This window comes from Sorangium aterium (assembly GCF_028368935.1).
In the GTDB taxonomy this organism is placed as follows: Bacteria; Myxococcota_A; Polyangia; order Polyangiales; family Polyangiaceae; genus Sorangium; species Sorangium atrum.
The window spans coordinates 2,438,709-2,450,888 of record NZ_JAQNDK010000001.1 but is presented as its reverse complement, the minus strand read 5'-3'; the positions used below and the strand labels follow the sequence as shown (position 1 = coordinate 2,450,888).

Below are 12,180 nucleotides of genomic sequence, written 5' to 3'. Positions count from 1 at the left end.
TACCGGAGTGAGCGCTCACTCGTCAAGAGTGAGCGCTCACTCATTCGGCCGTAGGCCCGGATCAGCGCGCGCCGGAGAGCCTCGCGATGAAGCCGCGGGACTCGTTATCGCTCTCGCTCCCGAGCGGCGTGTCGAGCCCGTCGAGGTGGAGCGCGCCCGTCACGGTGCCGGCGACGTAGACGGGCCCGCCGAGCGCCCCGTCCACCGCGACGACGCGGAGGGCGACGGTGCCGGCTCCTTCGACCTTGGCCGCGGAGATCAGGTTGCCCTGCGCGTCGAGCCGCATCAAAAACCCCGCCCGCTTCTGGGACGTCGTGAGGCTCCCGGCGCTCCCCAGCGGGATGGCGCCCGTGAACTCCCCCGTGACGTAGATCGCGCCGGCGCCGTCCACGGCCACGCCGGCCGCGACCTGGCTCTCCTTGCCGTCGCCGAACCCGCGGCTCCACACGACGCCCTTCCTCGAGACGCGCGCGACGAAGAAGTTCTCCGTGTCCCCGGCGTCGGGCAACGCCGGGCAGCCGCCGCCGAAGTCGACGACCCCCCGGTACGAGCCGACGATCACGACGTCGCCGCCCGGGAGCAGCGCGGCGCCGTGCTGCGCCACCTGCTGATCCCCCTCGAGGCTCAGCGTCGTCACGTCGACGAGAGCGCCGCTGATCGCCGCGTAGCGCGCGACGAAGACGTCGCGCTGCTCCGCGGCGAAGGGGGTGTCCCCGCCGAACGTGACCGCTCCTTCGAGCGACTCGTAGTCGCCAACGACCGTCACGAGGTTGCCGGCCGCCTTCGGGTTGACGGGGAGCGCCTTGACGGTCACGGCTGCCCGCGGCCCGAGGCGGTGTTGCCACTTGCACGCGCCGTCCGCCGGGTAGAGCGCGGCGAGCAGCGCCGACTCCGCCGGGACGCTCTTCAGCTCGCACGGGCCGAAGCTCCGGCCGGCGTCCGACACGTCGACGGCGAAGACGACCGCCTCGGAGCTCGCCGCCATGGCGCGCGCCGTGGTGTTGTGCTGCGCGTCGAGGCTCCACGCCCACCCGCAACGGCCGTTCGCGTCGAGCGCCGCGACGAAGCTCGTCGTGTAGCTGGTGGCGACCAGCGGAGGGCCGACGCGGCACGCGTCGAGGAGCCCACCCGGGAGATTGGTGGCCCCCGCGGCCTCCCCCGCCACGTAGGTGGCGCCGCCGCTTGCGGCCAGGTGCAAGCCCCAGACATCGTTCGCCGACAGCCCGTACCGGGAATCGTTCGTCCCGCCGGAGGTCCACTTCGCGACCGAGAAGCGAAACGCCCCGCTGGCGAGGACCTCCGTGATGACCGCCGTCAACGCCCCGTCCGACGTCGCGAGATCGCCGACGTCGAAGCCGAGCGTCGCTCCCCAGCTGGCCGACGGCTCGACGAGGGTCCCCTCGGCGTCGCTGCACAGCGGACCCCCGCCGCCGCTGCCCCCGCCGCCGCCCCCGCCATCGCCGCTGCTGCCTCCGCCGCCGCTGCCACCCCCTCCGCTGTCGCCGCCTGCTCCCCCGGCGCCCGCACCACCGGCGCCCTCACCACCGGCACCCGAGCCTCCGGTGCCGGGGCCCCCCGAGGAGGAGGCCGAGGCGGCGTCCGCGCTGGACTCCGACGGAGCCAGCTCGCCGACCTCCAGCCCGATGAGCGCGTTGCAGCCTCCCGCGACCGCGGCGAGCAGGCAGGCGCACGACACGACGGATCGGATGGCGCGCGGTTCGGGTCTCATCGGATCGGCTCTCCGTTGCGTGACATCCTCGAGCCGCCGCCGAGGCAGCGCAGGCTCAATGACATTCCCTGACGTAATTGGGAAAGGTGATGGTCGACTTGCAGGTGAGGTCGCAGGAGCCGAACGGGCCCCGGCTTCCACACGGGACGTCGCTCAGAAACACGCTGCTCTTCGCGGTGCAGACGAGCAGGCCAGTGCATTTGACGGAGTCGAACTCCGTCTCCTCCCCGCCGCTGCAGTCGTAATCGAAGCTGCGTCCCGGAGGGATCGGCGTGTCATAGAAGGTGCTCGGCTGGTTCGGGTGGACCGAGGGGTTGTCGTCGTTGCAATCGTCGCCGCCCTCGCACGCCAGCGACAGATAGCCGTCCCCGTCGGCGTCGCAGTCGACGGTGCCGCCGCTGGCGCTGGAGGTCGCCGGGCCGGCGCTCGTGCTGGAGGTCGCCGAGCCGCCGCCGGCGCCGGAGGTCGCCGGGCCGGCGCTCGTGCTGGAGGTCGCCGAGCCGCCGCCCGAGCCGGAGGTCGCCGGGCCAGCGCTCGCGCTGGAGGTCGCCGAGCCGCCGCCCGAGCCCGCGGAGCTGCCGCCGGCGCCCGGCGCGTCGCCGCCGGCGCCCGTCGAGCCGTCGCCGTTCCCGCCGGCGCTGGAGGTCGCCGAGCCGCCGCCGGGGCCCGCCGCGCCCGAGGATGTGGCGGCGGTGCTCGCCGATTCCGTGGCGCCGCTCGCGTCGCCCGTGCCGGTGCTGGAGCGTTCCGTGAAGGTGGCGTCGGGGAATCCACAGCTGAGTCCGGCAGGGAGGGCCAGGCAAAAACAGACGAGGCGGTGAAGCGAGCGCATCCTCTCATGGAAGCTGCCAGTCCCCCCTTCGTCAACCCGGGCCGGAATGCGCGCCGCTGCGGTCCGGTCGCAGGCTCCGTGTCGTCGTGCGGAAATGTCGTGGACTGCTCGTGGGGTGCGCTGGCGTCCGCGCATGCCGCTCACGGCAACCCCTTCACCCGGGCGATGAACCCTTCGCCCGACGCAGGGCTGGAATGGTCGCTGGGGACGAGAGAGAACGTCTCCGTCAGCTCACCGCCGATGGTGAAGGGATCGCGGATCGTCGCGCCCGGCGCGACCGCCCACACGCCCACGGTGCCTGCCCCCGCGAACGCGGTCGCGGAGAGGACGTTGCCGCCGGGATTGAGCACGATCAGAAAGCTCTGCAGTTCGTCCGCCCCGGCCGTGAGGCTCTCGCCGTTCCCCAGGGCGATCTCGCCCTCGAGCGTCCCGGCGATGTAGATCGCGCCTGCTCCGTCCACCGCCAGACTGACGACCATCTGATCTCGCTTCTCGTCGCCGAACCCGCGGCTCCAGACCACTCCCCCCTTCGAGACGCGCGCGACGAACGAGTTCTCCGTGTCTCCCGTGGGAGGCAGGAGCGGGCAGTCGTCCTCGAAGCTGAAGGACGGCCCGGTGTAGGTCCCGGCGACCACGACGTCGCCGCCCGGGAGCAGCGCGGACCCGTGCCGCGCCGCCGCCTGGCTCCCGGCGGCCGTGAGCGGGATGAGGCCGGTCAGGGCGCCGTCATCGAGCCGGAAGCGCGCGACGAACAGGTCGCGATCCGGCGCGCGGGGGAGCGTTCTCCCCTGGATGTCGAGCGGCCCGTCCGGCGCATCGTAGTCGCCGACGACGAGCACCTCGCCGGTCTCCGGCGCGGCGATGACCTCCGCGACGTGCACGGCCGCGGAGGATCCGAGCGCGCGGCTCCACCGGCACCTGCCGCCTGCGTTGAAGGTCACGAGATCCGTGACCCCGCGCTGGTCGGCGGCCCCGAGGACGCAATCGTCGGTGGTCGCGCTCGTCGCCCGTGATCGCGAGACGGCGAGGGCGACCCGGTCGGTCGTCGCCGCGAGCCCGAGCGGGTGGGCGTTGGACTCGGCCTCCACGCTCCAGGCCCACCTGCACTTGCCCTGCGCGTCGAGCGCCAGCAGGAAGCTCGGCTTGCGGCCGGTGTCCGCGCCCGCGCTGGCGGTGCACCTGCCGCCGGACGCGAGCAAGGTGAGGGGAGCTTCCGACCAGCCGGCCACATAGGCGAGGTCCGAGACGACGGCCAGGTGCTCGGCCGAGACGCTGCCGAGCATGTCGCCGGTCGTCGTCCCGTACGCGCTATCGCGGACCCCGGACGCGCTCCACCTCGCGACCGAGAACCCCGTCCTGATCTTGGTGGGCTCGCTGGCGAGCTCCCGGCTCTCCTTGATCAGGGCCGTCACCTCGCCGTCTCGCGCCGCGAGGCCGACGACCGACAGGCCGGACAGCTTGCCCCACTCTCCCGCGGGTGCCCGGACGGCTCCCTCGCGGGTATAGCTGCACAACGCCTCGTTCCCGCCGCCCGAGCCGCCCTCGCCGGCGCCGCCCTCGCCGGCGCCGCCCTCACCGGAGCCGCCCTCGCCTGAGCCGCCCTCGCCGCGACCGCCTTCGCCTCCTGCGCCGCCGGCCGACACGCTCGAAGCGGTCGCGCCCGCGCCGCCCGTCGAGGAGTCGAGCTCGCCGACCTCGAGCCCGATGATCGCGTTGCAGCCCCCCGCGGCCGCGGTGATGAGCAGCCCGGCGCAGAACATGGGTCGAGTGCTCCTGAGATCGCGCTTCATCTCCCGTCTCCTGGTGGCGCGGCGTCGCCGCGGCCGTCAGCGGCAGCTCTCGCCTCGCTCGCCACCATCGACTTCATGGCGAGCGTCGCTTCAGGAGTCGAGAGGGTTCCGGCGCATCCCACCGAAAGGCGCGCTCTCCGCCGTCCGCCATCGGCCGGAGCGCGCGCCGCGGCGATCCGGTGGTGGCGGCCGACGCGGGGGGCGGGGCGTCGAGCGCTCACGGCCCGGCGCGCCGGACAGCGGGGATCACCGCGCGCCCGGGAGCTCGGCGACGAACCCGTGCCCCATCGCGTCGGTGAGCGGCGGGTCGCGCCCGATATCGAGGGTGCTGCCCAGCTCCCCGCCGAGATAGAGGGCGTCGCCGGGGGCCGGGCCGGGCGCGGCCGCCCACACGTAAGCGTCGCCCGTCCCCTTCAGCTCGGAGGCGGAGACGACGTTGCCGCGGGCGTCGAGCACGATCAGAAACCCGACCATCGGATCGGCGTCCGTCGCCGGAGCGACGAGCTTCCCGCCGTTCCCGAGGTCGATCTCGCCCTGGTAGTTCCCCGTCACGTAGATCAGGCCATCGGGGGCCGCCGCCACGCTGGTGACCCACTGCCGATGCCCCGCGTCGCCGAACCCGCGGCCCCAGACCACGGACGGGCCGGAGACGCGCATGACGAAGAAGTTCTCCATGTTCGGCGCGTCCTCGTCGGGCGCCGGCGGGCAGCCCTCGCCGAAGTCGAGCGAGCCGGCGTAGGAACCGACGATCACGACGTCGCCGCCCGGGAGCAGCGCGGCCCCGCGCTGGTCCACCTCCTGACGCCCGGGGAGGGGGAACGCGTCGATGCCCTTGAGCGACCCCTCGGTCAGCGCGAAGCGCGCAACGAACACATCGCGATCCTGCGAGGGAGGGAGCAGCGCTCCCCCGACGACGTAGCCCTCCTCCCCCTCGTAGCGGCCGACCGCCAGCACCTCGCCGCGCGCCTCGTCGACGAGGAGCCCTCCGACGGTCACGGCCGGCGACGGGCCGATGGGCATCCCCCACAGGCAACCGCCCGCCGCCGGATCGATCGCGGCCAGCCCCACGGACGTCTCCGCGCCGCCCATCGCGAGGGTGCACGTGCCGTCGTTCACGCTCGGCCCCTTCACCGAGGCGGCGATCACCACCGCGCCGGGCGCCGCCGCGAGGCCGAGCGGGGTGGAGGTGGCGCCGCCGTTCGGCGACCACGCCCACCGGCACTGGCCCTTCGCGTCGAGCGCAGCGAGGAAGCTCGGGTGAGAGAGAGCGCGCGCGGTGGTGACGCATCCCGTGGACGACGCGCTGGGCAGCTGGGGGCCGCTGCCCGACCACCCGGCCACATAGGCGAGCCCCTGGCCGATGGAGAGGTGCGTGGCCTTGATGTCGCCTTCCAGCAGATCGGTCGCCGTCAGCCCATACCCGGCATCGCGGGTGCCGCCGCGCGCCCACCGCGCGACGGAGATCGTGCCCTTCTCGTTGACGATGGCCGTCACCCCGTCGCCGTGCGCCGCGACGTCGGCGACGTCGAGCCCGAGGGTCGTGCCCCAGCGCGCCTGCGGCCCGCGGATCGCGCCCTCGCGATCCCCGCTGCAGAACGGCGCCTCGCCGCCGCCCCCGGCGCTGCCGCCCGCGCCCGCGCCGCCGCCGTCGCCGCCCGCGCCAGCGCCAGCGCCGCCGCTATCGCTGCCGCCCTCGGCCCCTCCGCCCGCGCCCGCGCCGCCCGTGCCGCCCGTTGATGCGTCCAGCTGGCCGACCTCGAGGCCGATGATCGCGTTGCAGCCTCCCACGCCCGCCGCGACGAGCAGGACGGCGGAGAACACGGCTCGGACGCTCCTCTGATCCCGCTTCACCACCCGGGCCCCTCCCTCGCGGCGGCGCCGCGCAGCTCCCGTCAAAAGACGACCGTCGCCATGGCGCCTCCCGGCACCACGCCGATCGTGGCCCGGGGCGCGGCAGACCCTTGCCTCGAGGAGGGCGCCGTGAAGACGAGCACCGCGCCCGTGCCCAGCGCCGCCGCCCCGACCAGGAATGCGGCCGTCGAGATCGTCCCCGCGGTCACGCCCTGCTTCTGCAGCTTGATCCCCTGATCCAGGCAGACGTTGTCCTCGTCGCAGTACGCCTCTGCGTCGGCCTTCTTTCCGATCGCGCGCGCGCCGAACACGGCGCCGACGCCGATCCCGACCGCGCCGACGCCGGCGCTGATCCAGCCGGCCGTCCGCCGGGGCGAGCCTCCCGCCTCCTGCGGCGCTGTCCTCGGCGGGAGCGCAGGCCCCGCGCTCGCGGCGGCCGCGGGCCCCTCCGGCGCCACGAGCAGCTCGATCTGCGCGCCCTCGGCGAGCTGCACCGTGAAGGTCTTCTGCTTCCGGCCCGGCGCCGCCGCCGTCACGTGGACCTCGCCCGGATCCACCGGCAACGGCGAGCCCAGCGAGCCCGCGCCGACCGGGACCCCCGCGCGCTGCACCGCCGTGTCCGCGGGCGCCCCCGGCGCGAGCCGGATCGTGAGCCTCGGGACGCGGGCCTCGAGCGCCGCCGCGCGCGACTGGGCGATGGGGCGGCGGTCGTCGTTCGCGGGCAGATCGCGCGCGAGCTGCCGGAAGATCGACCACGCGGTCGCGACCCTGCCGCGCTTCTCCTCGCAATCGCCGAGGTTCAGCAGGGCCCCGGGCGCCGGATCGAGCTCGTAGCTCTCCCGGAATTTCGGGCACGCGGCGTCGTAGTCCTTCGCCTGCAGCGCCGCCCTGCCGGCGTCGAACAGCGCCTCCGCGGCCGCAGGATCGCGCCCCTGCGCGGAGGCGTCGGGGCAGGCGAGGAGCACGGCTCCTCCCACGGCGAGCACCTCCGCCGGGAATCGTCTACGCGAGCTCGATCTACGCATCCGTGCGGCCTCAACGTCTCCGGTTGTACGGGTCCTCCGCCGGCGTCGGCGCGGGGGCCGGCGTCGGCGTTGCGGGCGCCTTCGTCGCGGTCGCGGGGGATCGCGCCCTGCCCCCGGCGGCGGGCCTCGGCGCGGCCGCGCTCGCGCTCGCCGGCGCCGCGGCCGGCGTGGGCGCGGCCTCGGGCTCCGGCGTCGTCGCGGGCGCGGACGGCGCGATCGCGGGGACCGCATCGCCGGACGGCGCCGGCTGCACGCCGGCCCCGAGCGAGCCTGCGCTGTCGGGCGGCGCCGTCGTGGCCCCGGCGCCCGCGGTGAGGCGCGGCTCGGCCTCCACCGTGGAGCCGTGCGACGGATCCTCCGCGCCCCTGGCGCCAGCGCGCTGCCACCACACGAGCGCGACAAGGGCGCCCACGGCCAGCGCGCCGGCGCCGGCGAGGAGCACGCCCGCGGCCGCCGCGCGCGGCGCGGAGCGCTCCCCGCTGGCCGAGCGCTCCACGACCGGCGAGACCGTGCCGGTGCTGGCCGCGCCGCCGCCGGCCGCGACGCCGCTGGCCGTGCCCGCCGCGGCGAACTCCGTGCCGCGCGGCCCGCTCCCGGGACCTCGCGCCTGCGCCGACGGGCGCCCTGGAGGATCCGAGTGCAGGAGCGCGCGCCCGTGCTCCGAGTGCAGGGGCGCGCGTCCGGGAGGGGGCGCGCCCGGGGCCGGATCGAGCGCCGCGCCGCCCCGCGCCTGGCGGAGCGCGCGCTGCATCGCGCGGGCGTTCGGCCAGCGGCGGTCGGGGTCGAACGCGAGCGCCACGTCCATCACGCCGGCGATCGGCGGGGGCAGGGCCGGCAGGACGCTGCCCACGGGCGGCGCCGGCTGCGTCATCGCCGCGAGGAGCAGCAGCGGGAGCGTCTCGGCCTCGTGCACGTACCGCCCCGAGAGGAGCTGGTACATCGTGCTCCCGACGGCCCACAGATCACTGCGCGGGTCGACCCTGTCCCACTGCCCTCTCGCCTGCTCCGGCGGCATGAACTGCGGCGTCCCCATCAGGGTGCCGGCGCGCGTGGAGGCGTTCGCCGGCGAGGAGAGCTCGCGCAGCCGCGCGATGCCGAAGTCGAGCACCTTCAGCTGGCCCTGGCGCGTGAGGAACAGGTTGTCCGGCTTGAGGTCGCGGTGCACGATCCCGCGCTCGTGCGCGACGGCGAGCACGTCGAGCAGGTCGTCGGCGATGCCGAGCACGTCGCTCACGGCGAGCACGCCGCCCGGCTCCCGCGCGCGGCGCGCCTCCACGGTCTCGCCCTCGAGCAGCTCCATCACCAGGAACACGGACCCGTCCTCGGTGACGTCGTCGTCGAGCACCCGGACGATGCCCGGGTGCTCGACGCGGTTGGCGACGTAGCCCTCGCGCAGGAAGCGCGAGCGCGCCTCCTCGTCCTCGGACAGCTCGCGGCGGAGGATCTTCACCGCGCCGCGCATCCCGTTGCGGTGCGTGGCGGCGTAGACCATGGCCATCCCGCCGAAGCCCAGCAGGCGCTCCAGCCGCCACTTGCCGCGCAGGACCTGTCCTACGAGCGCCTCGGGCCGGAAGCCTTCAGGGTTGACCCGGGTCATCGGCGAGGATCACCCCCGGCCCGGGCGACGTGGGTCGTCGCCTCGCCCGTGAGGCCAGCGGAGCCAGCGAGGCCGGCGCGGCTTTGGCGACGGGGACGGCTGACGGGCGCGCGAGGCATGACCGGCGCATGTTACCCCGGTCTGACGCCGCGGTGCGTGAAACCGTCCAAGGTACGCCCGCGCGCTCGCCGGAACGGGCGGATCCCGGGCCTCGCGGGCAGCGGCGAAGCGTCCCCGTTCGCGCCCGACGACCTTGACGTCGCGCGCGAACGGGGGCGCTTCGCCGGCCTCACAGGGGCCTCACGGGGGATCGAGCGAGCATGCGCAACACGACCAGGAAGCGCCGGCGCGTCGCCGGCCCGCCGCCCGGCGCGCCGAGGCGACGCGCCGGCGCCCGGGGGGGCGCGCTGCCTCCGGAATTCACCGGAACCGCAGGCGCACACGTGCTACGCCCGGCGCCGCTGAGATGATCACGCTCGAAAAGCTCACCAAGCGGTACGGTCCCAAAATTCTCTTCGAGAACGTCACGATGCGCTTCGACCCCGGCAAGCGCTACGTGCTCGTCGGCGCGAACGGAGCGGGGAAATCGACGCTCCTCAAGGTCATCTCCGGCGAGGAGGAGTCGGATCAGGGCTCGGTCGAGATCCCGAAGCAGCTCCGCGTCGGGGTGCTCAAGCAGGACCATTTCGCCTACGAGTCCTGCCGGATCATCGACACGGTCCTGATGGGCAACCGGGCGCTCTGGGACGCGATGCAGGAGCGCGATCGGCTGTACGAGGTCGAGATGACCGACGAGGTCGGCATGCGGCTGGCCGAGCTCGAGGGCACGATCGGCGAGGAGGACGGCTACACCGCCGAGTCGCGCGCCGCCGAGATCCTCGAGGGGCTCGGGATCGCGACCGCCCGGCACACGAGCGCGGTGAGCACGCTCGCGGGCGGGTACAAGCTCCGCGTCCTCATCGCCCAGACGCTCTTCGGGGGCGCGGACGTCCTGCTCCTCGACGAGCCGACGAACCACCTCGACCTCGACTCGATCCGCTGGCTCGAGTCGTACCTGACCGACACCTTCCGCGGCACGCTCCTCGTCGTCAGCCACGACCGGCACTTCATGAACGCGATCGCGACGCACGTCGCCGACGTCGACTACCAGACGGTCACGCTCTACACGGGCGACTACGACGACTTCATCGAGCAGAAGACGACCGGCAAGCGCCAGTCGGAGGCCGACGCCGCGCAGAAGAAGAAGAAGATCGCCGAGCTCAAGGACTTCGTGGCCCGCTTCGGCGCGAGCGCGAGCCGGTCGAGCCAGGCGCAGTCGCGCGTGAAGGAGATCGAGAAGCTCGAGGCGGGCATCCAGGTGCGGCGCTCGAGCGTCGTGCGCCCGTACATCAAGTTCGAGATCGAGAAGCCCTCCGGCCGCGACGTGCTGCGCGTCGAGGGCCTCTCCAAGAGCTTCGGCGATCGGCGCGTGATCCAGAAGCTCGATTTCAACCTGAACCGCGGCGACAAGCTCGCGGTCATCGGGCCGAGCGGCATCGGCAAGTCGACGCTGCTCAAGCTCCTCGTCGGCGAGTACACGCCGGACGCCGGGGCCGTCACGTGGGGCCACGACACGAACGTCGGCTACTTCGCGCAGGATCACCACGAGGCGATCGAGGCGGGGTTCACGGCCTACGACTGGCTGTACCGCTTCGACCCGACCGCCCCGAAGGAGCACGTGCGCTCGGTGCTCGGGAAGCTGCTCTTCAGCGGCGAGGCCGGGCTCAAGAAGACGGAGAACCTCTCCGGCGGCGAGGCGGCGCGCCTGTTCCTCGCGAAGCTCATCCTGGTGAAGAACAACATCGTCGTGCTCGACGAGCCGACGAACCACCTCGACGTCGAGAGCATCGACGCGCTCCTCCAGGCGCTCGTCGAGTACAAGGGGACGGTCGTCGTGACGAGCCACGACCGGCACTTCGTGGGCAAGCTCGGCACCCGCGTGCTCGATCTGTCGGCGAAGGAGCCGCGCGTCTTCAACGGCACGTACGACGAGTACCTCGAGGGGCCGGGGAACCCGGAAGCGCTGAAGAACGCCAAGGCCTCGTAGCGCACCCGCCTGCGCCCTGGGCGCGCCAGCCCCGGGGCGTGCTCGAAAGCGCGCTCCAGGGCCCGCGCGGAGCCGTTCGTCCGCTCGGGGCACGGCCACGGTGGCTATCACCGTGGCGCGACCTCCCTCTCAACTGCTCTCTCCACCGAGCTCCGGCCGGCGCAGACGCAACGAACGCTGGGAGACGCTCACGTACCTGTGCGGGGCGTGGTCGTCCGACGAGAACGGCAGCTGCAGTCGGCGGACCAGGGGGAGCCGCTGCTCGACCCAGGCCAGGACGTCCACCGTGGAGCCGAAGAGCGCCGCGTCCGCCCGCCGCGCGGGCTGCTCCGAGAACACCCAGCCCGCCGCGCTCGATCGGAGCTCGTGACCGAAGTGCTCGACCCTCCCGATCGACGGCGGAGGGAACATCGGCGCGCTGTCGTTGGCATGGATATGGCGGATACAGCGGAGGACATGGCGGTAGAGCAGGTGCCCGTAAGTATTCTGACATCTCCGGGCAGAGAGCTCGTTTCCGATGCGCGGCTGCCCGTACGTGTAGATGCCGCGCACCACGTTCCTGATGTCCTCGTGCTCCTTGTCCTGGAAGATCATGGCTGCAGCGAGGACCGCCAGCGCGCCCCCCAGGCCGTGTCCTGTGATGTAGAGCGCCTTCAGGCGGTGCTTGAGGGGCTCGCCGGTCGCGTCGGAGCATGCGGGGGCGTCCACCGATACGAGCTCGCCCTTCTGGTCGACGACCGATCGCGCGTTCATCGCTCTCCTCAGACGGCAGGCGATGTAGCGCGCCATCGGCTTGCGGCTGCGGTAAACGCCGCTCCGCACGGCGTCCCACGCGTGGAGCCGATCCGGCTCGACGCTGGCGTCGGCCAGCCGGCCTTTGGTGTTCGCCGGCTCTGTGCCGCGGAAACACAGGATCGCCGCCGAGCCATCGACGTGCTGGAGGAGCGATGCGCTCGTCCCCGCGAAGCGGGCATCGTTGTTCAGCGTGATGGCGTAGCACCGGTTCTCGAACCCGAGGCTGTTCATGACGTCGTGGAGCGCCTGCGGGTCCGCGTAGGACCACGCCGACGCGAGCGAGAGGGCATACGCGATCGCCTCGTCGTACTCCCGCTCGTTCCGCTCCATCTTGCCTAGCAGGCCGATGGCCCTCCCGTTGACAGGGGCCCCTTTGCGCTCCTCTTGGCGCTCAACGTTGGTGACGAACATGCTGTGCCGTCGCTTTCTGCGCTCGGTGGGTGTGGCGCCACGGTGCCATTTGCTCCGGACGACC

The 12,180-nt window shown here is 73.5% G+C and carries 8 protein-coding genes; 1 reads left to right on the top strand and 7 read right to left on the bottom strand.

From position 1 onward, the window contains the following. Window positions 1-61: 61 nt before the first annotated feature. The 6 genes from POL72_RS08840 to POL72_RS08815 all read right to left on the bottom strand — a co-directional run bounded on the left by POL72_RS08840 (window position 62) and on the right by POL72_RS08815 (window position 8,824). Window positions 62-1,729 carry a hypothetical protein gene (locus POL72_RS08840; protein WP_272094584.1) on the bottom strand — a complete coding sequence of 556 codons (1,668 nt, stop codon included), beginning with the start codon at window positions 1,727-1,729 and terminating at the stop codon, window positions 62-64. Window positions 1,730-1,784: 55 nt separating this feature from the next. Then, window positions 1,785-2,561 (bottom strand): hypothetical protein, encoded by a 777-nt coding sequence (locus POL72_RS08835; protein WP_272094583.1) that lies wholly within the window; start codon window positions 2,559-2,561, stop codon window positions 1,785-1,787. Window positions 2,562-2,701: 140 nt separating this feature from the next. Next, a complete protein-coding gene (locus POL72_RS08830; protein WP_272094582.1) occupies window positions 2,702-4,351 on the bottom strand; it encodes a hypothetical protein in 1,650 nt (549 codons plus the stop codon). Between the two features lie 246 nt (window positions 4,352-4,597). After that, complete coding sequence (locus POL72_RS08825; RefSeq protein ID WP_272094581.1) at window positions 4,598-6,172, bottom strand: hypothetical protein; 1,575 nt, start codon at window positions 6,170-6,172, stop codon at window positions 4,598-4,600. Between the two features lie 71 nt (window positions 6,173-6,243). Next, the gene (locus POL72_RS08820) at window positions 6,244-7,179 is read right to left on the bottom strand and encodes a tetratricopeptide repeat protein (RefSeq protein ID WP_272094580.1); all 936 of its coding nucleotides are present in this window, start codon (window positions 7,177-7,179) and stop codon (window positions 6,244-6,246) included. Window positions 7,180-7,237: 58 nt separating this feature from the next. Further along, entirely contained in the window at window positions 7,238-8,824 is a 1,587-nt protein-coding gene (locus POL72_RS08815; protein WP_272094579.1) for a serine/threonine-protein kinase, read from the bottom strand. Between the two features lie 466 nt (window positions 8,825-9,290). Between POL72_RS08815 and POL72_RS08810 the strand changes: the two genes are divergently transcribed. Further along, window positions 9,291-10,910, top strand: coding sequence for an ABC-F family ATP-binding cassette domain-containing protein (locus tag POL72_RS08810; RefSeq protein WP_272094578.1), 1,620 nt, complete (start codon window positions 9,291-9,293; stop codon window positions 10,908-10,910). A gap of 129 nt (window positions 10,911-11,039) precedes the next feature. Here POL72_RS08810 and POL72_RS08805 read toward each other — a convergent pair whose 3' ends face one another. Beyond that, the gene (locus POL72_RS08805) at window positions 11,040-12,116 is read right to left on the bottom strand and encodes a lipase family protein (RefSeq protein ID WP_272094577.1); all 1,077 of its coding nucleotides are present in this window, start codon (window positions 12,114-12,116) and stop codon (window positions 11,040-11,042) included. Window positions 12,117-12,180 lie beyond the last annotated feature (64 nt).